15 protein-coding genes are annotated in these 17716 nt (G+C 36.3%); 2 read left to right on the top strand and 13 right to left on the bottom strand.

The window, feature by feature from the left end:
* Positions 1–127: 127 nt before the first annotated feature.
* A complete protein-coding gene (locus K5Q13_RS05090) occupies positions 128–1120 on the top strand; it encodes a YeiH family protein (protein WP_220740606.1) in 993 nt (330 codons plus the stop codon).
* Between the two features lie 86 nt (positions 1121–1206).
* On the opposite strand, the gene K5Q13_RS05085 is transcribed toward K5Q13_RS05090, so the two are convergent.
* Together K5Q13_RS05085 and K5Q13_RS05080 are read right to left on the bottom strand one after the other, a co-directional pair.
* The gene (locus K5Q13_RS05085; RefSeq protein ID WP_220740604.1) at positions 1207–2559 is read right to left on the bottom strand and encodes a Na+/H+ antiporter NhaC family protein; all 1353 of its coding nucleotides are present in this window, start codon (positions 2557–2559) and stop codon (positions 1207–1209) included.
* Positions 2560–2840: 281 nt separating this feature from the next.
* Entirely contained in the window at positions 2841–4061 is a 1221-nt protein-coding gene (locus K5Q13_RS05080) for an MDR family MFS transporter (RefSeq protein WP_220740602.1), read from the bottom strand.
* 244 nt (positions 4062–4305) lie between these two features.
* Between K5Q13_RS05080 and zwf the strand changes: the two genes are divergently transcribed.
* On the top strand, positions 4306–5766 hold the full coding sequence (zwf, locus tag K5Q13_RS05075; RefSeq protein ID WP_220740600.1) for a glucose-6-phosphate dehydrogenase: 1461 nt from the start codon (positions 4306–4308) through the stop codon (positions 5764–5766).
* A gap of 141 nt (positions 5767–5907) precedes the next feature.
* Here zwf and K5Q13_RS05070 read toward each other — a convergent pair whose 3' ends face one another.
* The 11 genes from K5Q13_RS05070 to K5Q13_RS05020 form a co-directional block, all read right to left on the bottom strand.
* Positions 5908–7761, bottom strand: a complete 1854-nt coding sequence (locus K5Q13_RS05070; protein WP_220740598.1) for an ABC transporter substrate-binding protein — start codon at positions 7759–7761, stop codon at positions 5908–5910.
* 83 nt (positions 7762–7844) lie between these two features.
* The gene (locus K5Q13_RS05065; protein WP_246574187.1) at positions 7845–8741 is read right to left on the bottom strand and encodes an ABC transporter permease; all 897 of its coding nucleotides are present in this window, start codon (positions 8739–8741) and stop codon (positions 7845–7847) included.
* A 9-nt stretch (positions 8742–8750) separates the two neighbouring features.
* Complete coding sequence (locus K5Q13_RS05060) at positions 8751–9716, bottom strand: ABC transporter permease (RefSeq protein WP_220740596.1); 966 nt, start codon at positions 9714–9716, stop codon at positions 8751–8753.
* 2 nt (positions 9717–9718) lie between these two features.
* Complete coding sequence (locus K5Q13_RS05055) at positions 9719–10708, bottom strand: ATP-binding cassette domain-containing protein (protein WP_220740594.1); 990 nt, start codon at positions 10706–10708, stop codon at positions 9719–9721.
* Positions 10705–11718, bottom strand: coding sequence for an ABC transporter ATP-binding protein (locus K5Q13_RS05050; RefSeq protein WP_220740592.1), 1014 nt, complete (start codon positions 11716–11718; stop codon positions 10705–10707). The genes K5Q13_RS05055 and K5Q13_RS05050 overlap by 4 nt, the downstream gene beginning before the upstream one ends.
* A gap of 228 nt (positions 11719–11946) precedes the next feature.
* Complete coding sequence (locus K5Q13_RS05045; protein WP_220740589.1) at positions 11947–12537, bottom strand: ATP-binding cassette domain-containing protein; 591 nt, start codon at positions 12535–12537, stop codon at positions 11947–11949.
* A gap of 15 nt (positions 12538–12552) precedes the next feature.
* Complete coding sequence (locus tag K5Q13_RS05040) at positions 12553–13308, bottom strand: hypothetical protein (RefSeq protein WP_220740587.1); 756 nt, start codon at positions 13306–13308, stop codon at positions 12553–12555.
* A 99-nt stretch (positions 13309–13407) separates the two neighbouring features.
* Complete coding sequence (locus tag K5Q13_RS05035; RefSeq protein WP_220740585.1) at positions 13408–14274, bottom strand: sensor histidine kinase; 867 nt, start codon at positions 14272–14274, stop codon at positions 13408–13410.
* Positions 14261–14914: a response regulator transcription factor gene (locus K5Q13_RS05030; protein WP_220740583.1), complete on the bottom strand. Its 654-nt coding sequence runs from the start codon at positions 14912–14914 to the stop codon at positions 14261–14263. The genes K5Q13_RS05035 and K5Q13_RS05030 overlap by 14 nt, the downstream gene beginning before the upstream one ends.
* Before the next feature lie 7 nt (positions 14915–14921).
* Complete coding sequence (locus tag K5Q13_RS05025) at positions 14922–16910, bottom strand: FtsX-like permease family protein (protein ID WP_220740581.1); 1989 nt, start codon at positions 16908–16910, stop codon at positions 14922–14924.
* Between the two features lies 1 nt (position 16911).
* Positions 16912–17664 (bottom strand): ABC transporter ATP-binding protein, encoded by a 753-nt coding sequence (locus K5Q13_RS05020; protein WP_220740579.1) that lies wholly within the window; start codon positions 17662–17664, stop codon positions 16912–16914.
* Positions 17665–17716: the final 52 nt, after the last annotated feature.

Below are 17716 nucleotides of genomic sequence, written 5' to 3'. Positions count from 1 at the left end.
TATCCACCTATTACGTTTCTTAATTAAACACATTATAAATATTTATTTTACAAATAGCAAATGACGCGGTAGCATTAATGATATTAAAAGTTGTTTTGTCAATCGACAGACACCTAGGGGAAGAGCTATGAAAATTAAATCAAATATGATATCTGGTATCATCGTAACACTCATATTATCTATTATTTCAAAATTTTTGGCACATTTTTTACCATTTTTAGGTGCCGAAGGTATCGCCATGTTATTAGGTATTCTCCTTGGTAACACGCTTCTAAAACAACAACTTTTTGCACCCGGCATGCGCTGGGCTGAAAAATACCCCATTGAAATTGGCATTGCTCTCATGGGATTGACCGTGACCTTACGCACAATTGAGCAGCTAAAACTACATGGTATTTTATTTATTCTGCTACAGATGACACTAACTATTGTAGTTGTTCTCTGGCTTGGTGGTCGTATATTCAAAGTATCTCGCAAATCAGCTATGTTAATGGGTGCTGGTAATGCTGTATGTGGCTCAAGTGCGATTGCCTCTGTTTCTCCAGCTATCGGTGCAACGGACGATCAAAGACGTACAGCAGTTGCCACCGTTAGTATTACTGGCGTTGTCCTATTGCTTTTACTCCCAGTTGTTGGACCTTATCTCGTTGGACATAATAACATTTTACTCGGTGCCTTAGTCGGTGGTGTGGTCCAGTCTGTTGGTCAAGTTGTTGGTACCGCAGCATTAATTAACCCAACAGTTGTCACATACGCTACACTATTTAAAATGTTACGCATCATTTTGTTAACCGTTGTTGTGATTATTTTTTCCAGAATGTCACAGAAACAACAAGCTAACACAACAACTATTTCTCCAAAAGGCATCAAAATTCCTTGGTTCATTATCGCTTTCGTTCTACTTTTAATTGTGAATAGTTTTATTGCCCTACCACATACTGTCACTTCAGGCGCCAAAGACATTTCTAGTTTCTTTGGCATCGTTAACTTAGCCGGTATTGGTTTGAACCTAAAAATTAATACCATTAAAAAAGCCGGTGGCAAGTTCCTGGCATATGGTCTTGTCACCGGCTTAATACAAGTTATCTTAGCTGTAATCTTGATTCGTATTTTATTCTAATTAAAAATAACTACCTATGACAAACCAAAAGGCTGAGTACATTAATCTTACTTAATGTACTCAGCCTTTTGGTTTGTTCATAGTAATTACTTAGCTTGGCGTAAGCCAATACCAGTTACTGCAGAAAATATTGACATAACAGGTGATAACAAAGCAAATAGTGTGTACGGTGCAAACTCCAATACTGGCACACCTAGTGTTTGTGCTGTAAAAGCACCAGCCACACCCCACGGCACCAAATAGTTCATCACAGTTCCTGAATCTTCTACTGTTCGACCAAGTGCTAATGGTGACAAATTAGCTCGTTTAAAACTGTCCTTAAATAATTGTCCAGGCAAAATAGTTGCTAAATATTGCTCGCCAACCAAAAAGTTTGCTCCCACACCCGTTAATAATGTTGCTAAAACAATTGAACGTTGCGTACGCAGATGACTAACAATTGGTGCCATAACTGTATTTAAAATACCCAAACCACTTAACAAACCACCCAGAGCCAATGCCAACATGATCATCATGCTTGTTGACATCATAGCTGACATGCCACCACGATTAAGCAATGCTATCAATGTTGCGTTCGTACTCGTGGTCTGAAAACCATCTACAAGTAATTTGGACCATGCTGATATACTATGTTGCGTTAAAAACATCATGCTTGATACCAATACGTTAATCATCAATGAAGGAATAGCAGGTATTTTGAACCATGCCGTAACAACAAGCAGTCCTAATGGTACAATTGTCCACCATGTCGGCGTTAATAATGGCAATAAGCTGGCAATTTTTTGCGTGGCATGAGCGTCAGCGTGATGCCCAAAGCTCAAAAATATCGTCACAATAAACGTTAAAACCCAAGCTGGAATTGTCGTCCACATCAAATTTTTAATATGTGCAAATAAATCAGTTTCAGATATCGCACTGGCTAAATTAGTTGAATCAGATAATGGTGAATTTTTATCACCAAAAATAGCACCTGACAACACAACCCCGGCTACTAATGCTGGATTAATCCCCATCAATGTCCCTACACCCATTAATGCAACACCTACAGTGGACAACGTTGTGAACGCACTACCAATTAATGTACCAATAATTGATGTTGTGATTAAAGCTGTTGGCAAAAAAAATGTCGGTGTCAAAATTTTAAAACCAACCCAAATCATTGTTGGAATCACACCAGTAGCCAACCATAACGCAATCAAAGCGCCAATCAGTAGGAATAAAAATAACGGTGTTAAGCCAGATTCAACACCCGTAATCAAAGCTTTTTGACTAGCTTGCCATGAAACACCATATAAACGGGCAACAACCATAATCATCCCCACCACAAGTAAAATTGGTGCAATTGGTGTCAAACCAAAACCAATAACACCCGTGGCTAGAATAATCACTGTTCCAACCAGTAATGCAACCGATATGCCTGTACTTAATTTGTTCTTCATTGTATCTCTCCTGTCAATTCCTGTATATTTATACAATAAAAAAGTCCCCGCTGTCAGATTGACAGAAGGGACGAATTGACATTTAAAAATCCGTGGTACCACCCAGCTTACGCGTTAAAAAACGCATCACTTTGGCATTTGATAACATGGTGCTGCCATGCTTAAATCGATAGCTGTATTTCAGATATTAACACCTGTGCAGTTTTCACTAACCACTGCTTCTCTTCACGCCGAATGTTTATCCTACTAAATAATTGCTAATTTCAAGTAATATAAGCTTACTATGCCACCGTATTCTTGTCAACCTGTTTTGTCATTGTAAAAGCCAGAATAGCTGTAATGAATATCATGAAAATAAATACAGATAAAAACAGCATGCTCATCCAGCCATGATCCATCATAATCCCAGAATAAATTGGTCCAACAACACGACCTGAACTAATCATCATTGAAACAAATCCTTGTGCTTGTCCAGCAACTTCCTTTGGTGTAATTTGTGCGACCCACGCGGGCACTTGTGGACTTTGTAACATTTCTCCAAATGTTAACAATTCAAACACTAATACAATTTGCCAGAACTCGTTTACAAATATCAAGAAGAAAAAACTCAATGCAAAAATAATACTCCCTAAAATCACCGACACATGATACGGATGTTTATTGGCCCAATTTGACACAAATTTTTGTAAAACAATAATTGTTACACCATTAATCATCCATAAATCGGCATAATTTCGAGTCGGCATTCCCATTGTTTTCATGTGGGGTGCCATGACTGTTTCCCAAAGCATATAAGACAAGTACGTGATAAATAAAAGTGCCCCAATTGCCAACAAAACAGGTGTCATCTTAAATTTTTTTCGTGGTGTTTCGATTATAGGTGTATCATTTTTCTGATGAGATTGGATCTCAGCGTTTGTGGTCATTTGATCTATTGGTACATTAAATTTCGTCACAATAATTAACATCAAACAGAAATAAATGGCTGTTGAAATCATCATCAGTAAGCCAAAACCATAATCAAATAAGTACCCAACCATTAAGGTCCCCAAAACAACACCAATATTTAAAACGATATACATATTATTAAATATCACGCGCGTTTTTTTACCAGGTACAGTTGTCGCAAAAGAATTAACAAGTGTTTGTTCGACACCCATACCAAAATTAGCCAACCATATCAGCCCAGCAAATACCGGCCAATCATTCCAAAAAGTAAGACTGCCTACGGCCGTTAAAATAATAATACTTGTTATTACCATTGCTTCATATGGACGCCAGCGGTCAAATAATTTACCACCAACATACGCGCCAAACATACTAACCACCGCGCCAATCATTAACACGATGCCAGCAGTAGTAAAGCTCTGGTTTAAAACACCTGTGATATATAGTGTCATAACTGGCCATATCATCGAATTACCTGTACTAGACAACAACGTACCCAGCAGCAACCATTTTTCATTCAATGATCCTGGTTTATCACTTAAATCAGTTCGCATAAATCCTCCAATTAATAGATTTAATTGTAGCATGAATTTCTCAAAAAAATTGACCAAGTAACCTATAAGTTGTAAAAAATGATCAGTCATTCGTTGTTATTGTATTTATTTTTTTCTTTTTTGCGTGTCGTGCTGAAACATTTTTATGACGCAACGTATATTCTGTTTGTGAAAACACCTACTTTCTACCCGATTTTGCGTTATAATAGTAGGTGAATTCAATTAAAATATTAAGGGGAACATCATGGTTTCAGAAATCAAAACTTTGGTTACATTTTTCGGTGGTACGGGTGATTTAGCAAAGCGTAAACTTTACCCATCAGTTTTCAACCTTTATAAAAAGGGTTACCTACAAGAACACTTTGCAATTGTTGGTACAGCACGTCAAGATTTGACCGATGACGAGTTCAAACAATTAGTGCGCGACTCAATTGCTGACTTCACAGAAGATCAAGCACAAGCTGAAGCATTTATTGAGCATTTTTCATACCGAGCTCATGATGTCACTGATGCCGCTTCATATGCTATTTTGAAAGATGCCATTGAAGCTGCTGCTGAAAAATTCGCAATTGACGGCAATCGTATCTTTTACATGTCAGTTGCACCACGTTTCTTTGGAACTATTGCTAAGTACTTAAAATCTGAAAACTTGTTAGCTACAACTGGCTACAACCGTTTAATGATTGAGAAACCATTTGGTACATCATTTGAAACAGCAGAAGAATTGCAAAATGATTTGGAAAATGCTTTTGAAGATGACCAATTGTTCCGTATTGATCATTACCTTGGTAAAGAAATGGTTCAAAATATCGCTGCCATTCGCTTTGGTAATCCTATCTTTGATGCTGCTTGGAACAAAGATTACATTAAAAATGTACAAGTAACCTTATCAGAAGTTTTGGGTGTTGAAGAACGTGCCGGTTATTATGATACTACGGGTGCATTGCTTGACATGATTCAAAACCATACCATGCAAATTGTTGGTTGGTTGGCTATGGAAAAACCTGATTCATTTAATGATAAGGATATCCGTGCCGCTAAAAATGCTGCCTTTAACGCTTTGAAAATTTATAATGAAGAAGAAGTTAATAAGTATTTTGTTCGCGCACAATACGGTGCTGGTGATTCAGCTGATTTCAAACCATATTTGGAAGAATTAGATGTACCAGCTGATTCAAAGAACAATACATTTATCGCTGGTGAATTACAATTTGATTTGCCACGCTGGCAAGGTGTACCTTTCTACGTACGTTCTGGAAAGCGCCTGGCTGCTAAGCAAACACGTGTCGATATCGTATTCAAGGCTGGCACATTTAACTTCGGTACAGAACAAGAAGCGCAAGAGTCAGTACTGTCAATTTTAATTGACCCTAAGGGTGGTATTGAATTCAAAATCAATTCAAAGTCTGTTGAAGATGCCTTCAACACACGCACAATTAATCTTGACTGGACAATCTCTGATGAAGACAAAAAGAATACGCCAGAACCATATGAGCGTATGATTCATGACACAATGAACGGTGATGGATCAAACTTTGCTGATTGGAACGGTGTTGCTATCGCTTGGAAGTTCGTTGATGCTATTTCAGCAGTATATACTGCTGGCAAGGCACCACTTGAAACTTACAAGTCAGGTTCAATGGGACCTGAAGCATCTGATCACCTATTAGCTGAGAATGGTGATAATTGGGTATTTAAGGGTTAAATTGATATCATAATAAGTTAAAGCGCCTAGAAAGTTGATAACTCAACTTTCTAGGCGCTTTTTGTGCAACGATCGATTAATTATATGATTATATCCGGGAGGATTTCACATCATGACCCCGCTGCACGATGCTAATTAAGCTTACTTTCTTGGGTCACCAGACGTAACTGGCTTATCTTGAGAAACACCCAATTTAGCATACAAATCATTAACGGACGCTGTTGTCCAACCGGTCACACGACCATTAACTAACTGAACTTTGATTTTAGAATACGTTGGTATCGTATAAGCCTGATCATCCACCACCAACTTCTGGAATTGCTTAATATCATCAACTAACGCCTTGTCAGATTTAGCATTTTGTGTTGCACTTAAGTTTTTCGTCAATTCACTTGATACAACATGTCCAAAGTTATATTGCGCGGACTTCGCCCATAATTGATCAAATGTTGGTACCGTACCTTCAGACCAACCACCATCAGTGATATCCCAACCATTGTTATTGCCATCTAACACAATAGACTGCCAAGTTGATGGATCAACTAATTTATTCTGATATAACTTAACTTCAATACCTGCTTGTTTCCAAGCTTCGATATAAGCCTTTGCTTCAGCTTCTGACGTTGTTCGTCCGGAACGTGCCAAGTATACCAAACTTAATCGCTTACCATCTTTAGCATAATAACCAGATGAATCCTTTTTATAACCCGACTTCTCAAGGAGACTATCTGACTTCTTGATATCACCACTTGATTTCTGTTGGTAGCCCTTAACGTCCTTATTGTAAAACAGTTCTTTAGCTTCAGACTTTGAAACGAGGGTATCAATTGGTATGCGAAGATCATTACCATACTTTTTTGTCACGTCACCAACATTTTGCGCAAACCCAACTGCTTTACGTACATTCACATCCTGTAATGGTGTGTTACGATCTTGTACATTTTCACTTTTCTTTTGATCAAAATGTCCTAGATTAAAATACAGTTCCCAATATCCATTGTCATTATTACCAGTTGCCACATAGCCCTTAGCATCCTTATATTTTGATAATACTGCTGTGTTACCTTTTTTCCAAAGAGTATCTGGTGTATTTAAAACAATATCAAATTTCTGTTTTGATAGGTCATTTTCCAGCTTTGTATCATCAGCATTAATATAATATGTTAGGGACTTCAATACAGGTTTTTTACCCCAATAATCGTTATTTCTAACATATTTAACAGTAGAATCAGAAGAAACAGATGCTACTTTAAAGGGTCCAAAAGACAGTGGATTCTTAGTTACTTTTTCAGAAGTTGCTAAGTTTTTTGATGATACATTTTTCAAGTCATGGTATGGTAAAGCGTATAATGGAAGTCCATCTCCCCACCCAATAGCAGCCGGTAAGCTATTATACGACACAGTTAAAGTTTTACCATCAACCCCATCATCTAGTTTAATACCTGAAATGCTCTTTGCTTTACCATTTTGATAATCAGCCAATCCTTTAATACTTGTGTAAGACTCTGTAAAATTACCAGCGGCAACTTTATTGGTAGCCAACGTTTCTAATGAGAACAAGACATCTTGGGCAACAACATCTTTACCATCTGACCATTTTAAATTTTTACGAATTGTAATCGTTGCAGTCTTCGCATCTTTGTCTATTGTTACTTTTGCTGGACCACTGTTTATAATTTTACCATCCTTGTCTACATAGAAAAGAGTATTTTGACCAGCTGGATCAAGTTGACGTTGTGCACCAACCCATTGTCCAAACTCCGTGTACCCTGCAAATGATATAGGATCAGATGCTGTTCCTGGATAGCTGACCGTCAATGTGCCATTTTTGATTGGTCCTTTTGGATTTTTATAATCTCCCTTAAAGGAACCCACGCTCACAGCCTTTTGTGTAGAATCCTTGTTTGACGTTGTTGCCAATAAGGCCCAAGCAGCTCCTGCAACGATGACAACACCGCCAACACCGTAACCTATTTTCTTTCCCGTACTCACCATTTCAAACACTCCTTCTAATTAAATGTCGAATCATATTACAAATATATCATTATAAATTAATTTGTCAAACCTTATTATCATTTTTAAGAAACAGATTGTCTTTGGTCAATGGCACGACGTGCCACTTGACCCAACACAACTATACCAAAAGTTAAAATAATTAAAACAATTGTTACTGGTACCCATGACCACCACTGTGTATAAACTGATGATGCTGAACTACCACTTAACACTGTCAGCATAGTACCAAGCGAGCTAGTACCCTGCTTTAATCCAAATCCCAAAAATGTTAAGCCTGTCTCAATACCAATCGATCCAGCCAAAGTTAACGCAAAATCAGAAATAACAGTCGACGAAATATTGGGTAAAATACCGATAAACAATATTTTGTACCATTTGGTTCCAGATATTCTTGCTGCCCTTACATAATCACGATTAACCTCTGACAATGTTAACGTCCTAACTAGGCGTACATTAGCAGGCCAACTAATGACCGAAAGAATAAGGATTAAATTCCATATAGAAAGACCCTTTGCTGTAGAAAAGATAATAGCCAAAATCATAACCAATGGCATCACTAACCAAAAATCAATTAAGCGCATGGCAATCCAATCAATCCAGCCACCAAAAAAACCAATAATCATTCCAAATACTACCGAAATCAACGTGATTAAAATGGCAACGCCAAATCCAATAATCAATGAATTTTTTGCTGAAGCAATTAGTGTTAAAACAAAATCCGCACCAGAATCAGTTGTCCCTAAGATGTGACCTTTTTCTAAAGGTGGTAAATTTGCATTCAAAATATTACTCATAGTACCAATATCTTTTGGAACAAAAAATTGACCAACTAAAATAAACAAAAATAGTGTCAAAAGCAGAACTGTAGCGAGCAAAGCAAGATTATCTTTCTCTAATTCACGCCAAAAATTTTTAAGAAACCGTGAACCAAACCGATATTTTTTAACTTCTATATCCATGATCTTCCCCTATTTAACTCGAATGCGAGGGTCTACCCAAGCAGAAATGATATCTGACAACAAACCGCCTAATAAAGCCAAGATACCTTGTAACAACATAACCGCTGTAATAACAGTATAATCGCGTCCACTAAGAGCTTGAACAAATAAAGCACCAATTCCCGGATAGCCAAAAACTGTTTCTGCAAACATTGCGCCACCTAAAACACCTGTAATTGAGTACCCAATTTGTGAGGCAATTGGAAGAAAGGCATTACGTAAAATATGTTTTCTAAAAACATCTTTTATTTGTACACCTTTAGCACGTGCAGTGCGTACATAATCTTGAGCTTGCTGATCCAGTAGATTAGATCTTAGGTACTGATAAATACTATTAGTGCTGAACAAAGCTATTGTTAATGCTGGCAAAAAGGCATATCTCAAATTACTGAAAAAATTAACAAAAAAACTTTGAGTGTCATCAATTCCTGTACCAGAACTTGGGAAAACAGGAATAATGTAAACAAATAATACCATCATAATGAAATAAAAAACAAAAGATGGTACTGCAGATGTCATAGTATTCCAAACTATGAATGTACGATCAATCCATTTGTTTTCATTTCGTGCAGAAACCAATGCCTGTGTGATAGCTAAGAAATAAGTTAGTATTGTCGCAATAATACCCATAGAGAGTGTTGGCCATATTCTTTGACCAATAATTCGCGTGACTGTCCAACCTTTATTCACAACATACGATGTACCTAAGTCACCATGTAATACATTCCCAATCCACTTGAAATATTGCTGATACCAGGGTAAATCTAACCCAGCAGCATGTCGTAATCGCTCAATTGTTGCTGGATCTGAGTTTGGATTCAAATTACCATAAAAAGGATCCCCCGGCATGAGCTGTGCTAGCATAAAAATCAGGATTGAAACCAAGATTATTTGTGGAATCATAATTAATATACGTCTCAAAATTGTCTGCCACATAATTAATTCTCTCCCTTTTTTATCGCCACAAAATGTGTTTCTGATATTGATTCTAAATCGTATGCTCTCATATAACTACCAATTTGTTGATAATAATCATTTTTGTATTGAACAAACTCACGTTCTACGCGTTTGCGTTCGGCACGATTTTCCTCACGCTTTTTGACATCTAAACTTGGAATAGCTGATAGTAGCCTTTTGGTAAATATATGTTTTGCATTATCAAATATGTCTTCGGTCGTGCCTATCTCTACAAATCTACCATTGTGCATAATAGCAATATTATCTGTCATATATCTCACCACGCCTAAATCATGAGAAATAAATAAGAAACTAATGTTATAGTCTCTTTGGATTTTTTTCATAAAATTCAAGACTTGCGCTTGTACTGAAAGATCTAGTGCCGACACTGGTTCATCTGCAACAATCAATTTTGGATTAGTGGCTAACGCTCGAGCTACCCCAATACGCTGGCGTTGCCCACCAGAAAATTGAAATGGATATTGTGTCACCGTACGTGCGGGCAATCCCACAATATCTAACAATTCCAGTACCCGTGCATTAATTTTATCCTGTTCAAAAGAACGTTGCCCATCATATCCAGCTCCTATTTTACCCGGAACACCAAAACTTCTTAATGGTTCAGAAATAATGTCTCCAATAGTCTTTCTAGGATTTAAACTTGACTGGCTGTCTTGGAAAATCATTTGAACATCCTTGTTATAATTAATAGCTTTTTTCTGTTTGATAGTAGTAACAACTTGTCCTTCAAATGAAATTTTACCACTAGTCGGATTTTCTAAGCCGACTAATACTTTTCCTATTGTTGTTTTTCCTGAACCGGATTCACCGACCAATCCGTAAGTTTTACCAGTTTCAATAGTTAAAGAAACATCATCAACTGCTTTAACATTATCAGTCACGCGATCAAAGAAACCAGATTTTATTGGATAATAAACTTTCAAATTTTCAATTTTTACTAGCTCACTCATTTTGCATGCCCTTTCTCCGTAACATCTAAAAATTCAAAAGTTTTCCAAGCATTGCCACGTACAAAGTGATTGTCACCGACCACTTCTAATTCTTCATCAATTGTTGCATTCACCACGTCATCTGATAACCATGGTATGCGTTGTAAGAATAGATCCTTACTATGATCCATATCTTTTAGTGCCGGTACTGTACCAGAAATTGCATAGAGCTCTTCACCAGGACTAACATTTGAAGGATCTGCGCGTAGTAGAGATCGTGTATAGGGATGCTTAGGATTGGCAAATAATTCCTCAACATCTGCTTGTTCCACAATTTGTCCTGCGTACATCACAGCGACCGTATCCGCAGTTTCAGCAACTACGCCTAAATCGTGTGTAATTAGTAATATACCCGCATTCTTTTTTAATTGAATTTCCTTAATTAAATCTAATATTTGTGCCTGAATAGTTGCATCCAAAGCAGTGGTTGGTTCATCTGCAATAATGAGGTCTGGTTCATTAGATAAGGCAATAGCTATCATGACACGTTGCCTCATACCACCTGATAACTCATGCGGATACTGTTGCGCAACACGTTTTGGGTTAATAATACCAACATCTGTCAATAAACGTTGTACATGACCTTTAAGATTTGGTGCATTCTTATCATGAACAACAATAGCTTCAGAAATTTGTTCACCTATTTTCATCAAAGGATTCAAACTAGATAAGGGATCTTGGAATATCATTCCCACTCTAACACCACGATATTGATCAAACTGACGTTCTGTTAAACCAATCAATTCATGTCCATCAAGTGTGATTGATCCAGTTACCTCTGTTTGTTCAGCATTATGTAGTCCCATAATACTCATCGCAAGCGTTGATTTTCCAGATCCAGATTCACCAACTAAGGCTAATACTTCCCCTCGTTTGATTGATACACTAATTTTGTGTAAAGCTGTTTGTAACTCACCGTTTATTCTAAAACTCACAGAAACGTTTTTAGAATCTAATATTTTTTCATTCATTTTGTAACCTTCTTTTTCTTATAAATAGCATTATATCATTTAATTTTAATATTAAAAGAATTTATGTCTTAATTATTAACACAAAAAATTAAAAAATTATTTTTAAATTATTGTTTTGATGAAAAAATTAAAGCTAAATAAAAAACTACATACTATTACCTCAAACGATTTCTTAATGTATCGAAAAAGTTTGAAATAATAATATATAGCATGCTTCTTGAGTAAGGCTTATATTTTAATCATATGCACCGGAAAATCAGACAATTGTTCTAGATGGTGCGTTGTCATAATCACTTGTTTATGACGTTCCTTTACCAAGGAAGCAATCATATTTAAAATAATCTTTGTATTGTCCACATCAACACCACTGGTTGGTTCGTCAAAGATGTACAAATTTCTTTCTAGTAAACATTGACCATATGTTAGGACCATTTGTCGTTCGCCTCCTGAGAGTTGCCCGATTTCAACCTGCCAGATTTTAGCTAATACATCATTTTTTATGGCTTCAAAGCCACTAATTTGGTTTTCTACGTCACTATTTCCCAGTTGACGATACATTGCAATGATTTGCCCAACACGTAATGTTGTAAAAAAATGAATATGTTGTAACTGATAGGTCACGTCTCGTTGATCTGGCACATCAATTTTTTCACCACTGGCCGCTGCTGGACCCACACCAGCAATAAAATCTAATAGCGTTGTTTTACCAGCACCGTTCGCACCTACAATGACATTCACTAAATCATTAGAAAATTCGATATCAAGATGATTAGCCAATATGCGATCACCATAGCGTAATCCGTAATTTTTTATTTTCATGTTCTCCCTCTCAAACTACGCCCGATCAATAACAGAATGCACTGATAGTTTTGAAACACTAAACCATCCGATGAAACCATAGGTTATAGTGACAAGGAACCATATCAAGATAGTTTGGTTACTGAATATATGATTGGCAAACAGTGATAATATTTGAAAGGCCATCTCTACCGTATAGGTCACTGGGTTCAATAATGAAAATACATTAATAATTGATCCACTTTCTGGTACACTGCTCAGTGCAAATAAGCCAAACAACAGCACGGACACTAAAAGATTAATCGATTCAATTTTCACTTTCCACAAAAATAATATACTACTGATACCTGCTACAGGTAGAGTAATAATCGTAGCTGAAAGTATGCCAGCGACAATCAGGCTAATATGAAAATTATGAAACACGATCATAGCCATTATATTAAAGATAATTAATTCACCGTTTAGGACAGCTAATTGTACCAAAAAATTGGCAATTAATATTTTCCATTTAGAGCCAACAATAAAGAATAGCTGCTTATAAGATCCGTTTTCTCGTTGTGAAATAATGGCAATAATTACATTATTTAAAATGGTAACTATGATAATGTAGGCCCAAAAATTACTCATGACAAGATTCGTTGACTGATTAAACGTCACTTGAGATCGGGACCAGTACTTGCCATTTAGATATAAAAAGTAAACGGTCGGTAGCAGCAAGTTAAATATAAAAACAAACTTGTTACTCAACATATTAATTAAATATACTTTAGATAACGCCTTTATATCATTCATACTTTCCAGTTTCCCCTAGTTGATAAGTATTTTTATTATAGCTTATTTATTTATATCATCATATCACAATAAACAATCCAAGATTACCTACTTTTACTTTCAAAAAATGATTTTCACTGTCGTACCAACATCAATTTCAGAAGTCACAACAATATCACATGACAATTTATCCAATACTAACTTTGCTAAGTACAATCCTAGACCACTTGAATTTTTGTCCAGACGACCATTATAACCAGTAAATCCATGTGAAAATAATCGTGGTAAGTCTGAGGCTAAAATGCCAATCCCACTATCCATAATGCACAACTGCTCATCGGTTATTTCAATAGTAATTCCACCTGTTTCCGTATATTTCACAGCGTTATTAATGATTTGTTCAACTGCTACTGCTAACCATTTGGCATCCGATTTGATTGTAGCATCACCAATAATTGTTACCTTGAGGTTCTTATGAATAAATTGCGTAGCATATTTTTTAATCACCGTATTAGCTAATTTACGGACATTAGCTAATTCAAAACGAAAATCAGTCATCGTGTTCTGCACACGAAGATATTCAAGCAAAATCGTTAAGTAGTTTTCTAATTCAAAGGTTTGCTTTTGCAGTTCTGGTAAACGTGTTTGCGCAACAAGATCTAAACTGGCTAAGGGCACTTTCATCTGGTGCGTCCAAACACGTATGATATCCATGAAGTCCTTGTCTCGCTGGGTTTTTTCTGCCAACTCTGTCTGTAGTTGTTCGTTTTCTAACCGTAGATCAGTGATATATCGTTGATGGTTCCGAAACTTTTGGTAATCAATTACGCCATAAATTATCAACATTAACAAAAACAATAAACTGGCATTTAAAAAAGATGTCATTGGTAATTGCCACAAAAAAAAGGTGCACAAAAACAGGCACATTCCCACAACAAATGTGACAATCAAACCTAGTCGTTGCCTTAAATACTTACCCCAATACATAACCAATTCCTCGCACAGTGTGAATTTTATCAAAACCGATAACAGCTACCTTTTTCCTTAGTCGTGCCATATTGACATGTAATGTATTCGTGTCAATGAAATCGTCATTCTCCCATAATTTTGCTAATAAAACATCTTTAGGGACAACAGTTGTGCCATATTCAAACAACGTCTGTACTATTTTAGTTTCCGTACTCGTCAGCTCAACTTTAGCGGTACTACCAATCAGAGCATGATCCACTAAATGATAATCAGCAAATACCAACTCTGAAGCACTAAAATGATAACTTCGCCGCAATAAAGCCTGCACTTTGGCATGCAAAACAGCTAAATTAAATGGTTTAGCAACAAAATCATCGGCCCCCATACTCAGTGCCATCACTTGATTCATTTCATCATTAGCACTTGAAATGAAAATAATTGGAATTTTGCTCACTTGGCGTAATGCCGTTGTCCAGTAGAAGCCATTAAAATAAGGTAACGTGATATCCATCAACACTAAATCGGCGTGAGATTCAGTTATTTCTTGCACGACAGCACGAAAATTCAGCGTTGTAACAACGCTGAATTCTGGTGATAATACATTTTTTAGACTATTGACAATACTGAGATCGTCTTCAACAATAAATATTTTCTGCATAGCTTCATTATACGTGACGTTGCACAATGTTAACATAACTACGTGATGTCACTTTATAAATGACGTAATACAAAACGACAATTAATGAAATCACACCACCACTAACAGATAACATGAGTGTTTCATTTGTAATGCCAAAGGCATTAATGATCTTAGAGATCATCATGTAGGCACCTGCAAAGTGAACAACAGCTACCACAATTGGCATGAAGAATAGCAAACGTATCTGACTATTAATTGTTTGTGATACTTCTTTTTTAGACAAACCAACTTCTTGCAAGATACGAAAGGCTTCCTTATCCTGTTCACCCTCAGCAATCTGTTTATAATAAATAATCAGCGCAGCACCAATGATAAAGGTTAAACCTAATATAAAGCCAATAAACAGGAAACCACCTGTATAAGCCCGTCCTTCTTGCAATAATGCAGAACGATCAACCCCGGATGCCAATATTGCTGAAGTATTATTTTTATCTACTTGTGTATACGCCTCAACAACGCGCTGACTATCTTTCTTGCTTAGATTAATCACTAACTTTCTTTGTGACATCGTGTAACTATTTAAATTCGACTGAATACGTTGAGATAATTGCTCAGCTTGCTTATCATTTTGTGTCACGAGCATCATGTTGTTTCCCATCGTGCTTTGAGTTGCATAATTTTTAACATTTGACGTTTGTCCTTTAACACGCAAAGATTGACCAAACCAATTGATTGTCTTTGCATTGAAATGACCAGCATAATTATGAATCAATACGTCATTTGGCGCCATATGCGGTATCTTATTACCCAACGCAATTAATGTATCGCGGGAAACAATCTGTACAGTAGTAGTTCCCGCTTTATTATAATCATATGTTACATGATTAATAGTGACATGTTTACCACTTGGTACTTGTATCAATATTGTGTCATAATCAACATATTGAATACCAGCTTTCAAATCAATGTTTGTCTGCTTTTCAGTTCGTGATAATAGATTTTTAAATTGTGCTTCCGACACATTTTCGTGACTAGTATTTCCCCTATTCATGGCAGTAAGTTCTGTCGTGAATGGCATATTTGCCATCATGCTTTGCTTCACACCAACTTGCAACATGACCGTCGTAACGATTGTCACAATAGCCATTGTAACTAGTATGGTAATATTTCCTAATCCAATAGCGTTTTGTTTCATACGATACAACATTGAATTAATTGTAATAAATTTTTCCGGTCGATAGTAATGACGACCAAGTTTTTGGCGTTTTAAATACCAAATAGTAAACGCCACATAGAACAAATAAGTTCCGACAATCACCAAAGTAACTGCCCCTGCAAACATTAAAAAAATCAAGGATCCTATTTTAATGGTTATCGCTAGATAGTAACCGACACCTAGTAGTAAGATAGCTAGCAATGCTAATAGTCTACGTGATTTTGGTTCACGTTCCCCATGACTTTCCGAACGTAATAATGTCAAACTAGAATTACGACGAATTGTCCATGCGCTGATAACTGCTAATAACACAAACGCAGCGACAGCAATAAGCGTTGGCACGATAAAAGCCAACAGTAAGAATGTTAAATTAAAATAATTGCCGCCAATTAAGGCAATAAAAACCAAGAATAAAAATTTGGACAAAACAATACCAACAATTGTCCCCAATATTAACGTGATTAAAAATAAGAATATGAGTTCAAAGAACGCGACAAGAATAATCTGATTTTTACCAAGTCCTAAAACATCATATAACCCAAATTCTCGAGATCGTTTCTTTAACAAAAAACGATAGGCATAAATCTCGATACCAATTGAAAAGGGTACCAGAATCACTTGCCCAATCATTAAGACAATAGATACTGACCCAACTTCTAATTTATCAAGTTCTGGTGAAAAAACAATCGAGGCCAAAATAAAATTCAAGACAAACATCATGACCGTTGCAAGCAAAAATGGTGCGAAATTTTTAAATGATTTTCGAATATTACGTTGCGCCAATTTTAGATAAAACATATCAATTGCCTCCTAAAACATTACTCATGGCTAGATTGATTTCCTTGTTAAACTCTGTCGCACTACGCTCCGCACGATATAATTGATGATAAATCATGCCATCTTTAATAAATAATACACGTTTAGCATGGCTAGCAACGACACTAGAATGTGTCACCATTAGGATAGTTTGTCCTTCGTTATTGATTTGTTCAAATAGATCTAATAAGCGATCCGAATTTTTTGAATCTAACGCGGCAGTTGGTTCATCCCCTAAAATCAAGTCAGGTTGCGTCATTAAAGCGCGCGCAACAGCCACACGTTGCTTTTGACCACCAGATAGTTCGAATGGTTGTTTATTTAATAATTCCGATATATGCAGCAATGGTGCTAATTTTTCAATCCGTTCTTTCATTATCTCTATTGGCTGCCTGTTTAAAACCAATGGCAAGTAAATATTATCTCTAACATTTAGTGTGTCTAATAAATTAAAGTCTTGAAAGACAAATCCTAGATGTTCACGACGAAACTTTGCCAACTCATTGTCTTTAATTCTCGTGATATTCATGCCATTTAAGGATACAACACCGTTAGTCGGACGTTCCAATGTCGCCAAAATATTTAATAAAGTTGTTTTACCACTACCTGATTCACCCATGATAGCAATATATTCGCCATTCTCAACACTAAAATCAACGTCTCGCAATGCTGTAGTCGTTTCCTTTGAAAAACGTGTTTTAAAAATTTTCGCTAAATGATTTACTTCTAATAACATACTATTCCCTCCAATTCATGATCCATATCTATTATCTAATAATCTGGTTCTA

The sequence above is a fragment of the Leuconostoc miyukkimchii genome (assembly GCF_019656055.1).
Classification (GTDB): domain Bacteria; phylum Bacillota; class Bacilli; order Lactobacillales; family Lactobacillaceae; genus Leuconostoc; species Leuconostoc miyukkimchii.
This window is presented reverse-complemented; position numbering and strand designations above follow the sequence as displayed.

Excerpts from the sequence above, each read along its gene's own strand:
- K5Q13_RS05090 (WP_220740606.1), top strand. The coding sequence starts at position 128 with ATGAAAATTAAATCAAATATGATATCTGGTATCATCGTAACACTCATA.
- K5Q13_RS05085 (WP_220740604.1), bottom strand. The coding sequence starts at position 2,559 with ATGAAGAACAAATTAAGTACAGGCATATCGGTTGCATTACTGGTTGGA.
- K5Q13_RS05080 (WP_220740602.1), bottom strand. The coding sequence starts at position 4,061 with ATGCGAACTGATTTAAGTGATAAACCAGGATCATTGAATGAAAAATGG.
- zwf (WP_220740600.1), top strand. The coding sequence starts at position 4,306 with ATGGTTTCAGAAATCAAAACTTTGGTTACATTTTTCGGTGGTACGGGT.
- K5Q13_RS05070 (WP_220740598.1), bottom strand. The coding sequence starts at position 7,761 with ATGGTGAGTACGGGAAAGAAAATAGGTTACGGTGTTGGCGGTGTTGTC.
- K5Q13_RS05065 (WP_246574187.1), bottom strand. The coding sequence starts at position 8,741 with ATGGATATAGAAGTTAAAAAATATCGGTTTGGTTCACGGTTTCTTAAA.
- K5Q13_RS05060 (WP_220740596.1), bottom strand. The coding sequence starts at position 9,716 with ATGTGGCAGACAATTTTGAGACGTATATTAATTATGATTCCACAAATA.
- K5Q13_RS05055 (WP_220740594.1), bottom strand. The coding sequence starts at position 10,708 with ATGAGTGAGCTAGTAAAAATTGAAAATTTGAAAGTTTATTATCCAATA.
- K5Q13_RS05050 (WP_220740592.1), bottom strand. The coding sequence starts at position 11,718 with ATGAATGAAAAAATATTAGATTCTAAAAACGTTTCTGTGAGTTTTAGA.
- K5Q13_RS05045 (WP_220740589.1), bottom strand. The coding sequence starts at position 12,537 with ATGAAAATAAAAAATTACGGATTACGCTATGGTGATCGCATATTGGCT.
- K5Q13_RS05040 (WP_220740587.1), bottom strand. The coding sequence starts at position 13,308 with ATGAATGATATAAAGGCGTTATCTAAAGTATATTTAATTAATATGTTG.
- K5Q13_RS05035 (WP_220740585.1), bottom strand. The coding sequence starts at position 14,274 with ATGTATTGGGGTAAGTATTTAAGGCAACGACTAGGTTTGATTGTCACA.
- K5Q13_RS05030 (WP_220740583.1), bottom strand. The coding sequence starts at position 14,914 with ATGCAGAAAATATTTATTGTTGAAGACGATCTCAGTATTGTCAATAGT.
- K5Q13_RS05025 (WP_220740581.1), bottom strand. The coding sequence starts at position 16,910 with ATGTTTTATCTAAAATTGGCGCAACGTAATATTCGAAAATCATTTAAA.
- K5Q13_RS05020 (WP_220740579.1), bottom strand. The coding sequence starts at position 17,664 with ATGTTATTAGAAGTAAATCATTTAGCGAAAATTTTTAAAACACGTTTT.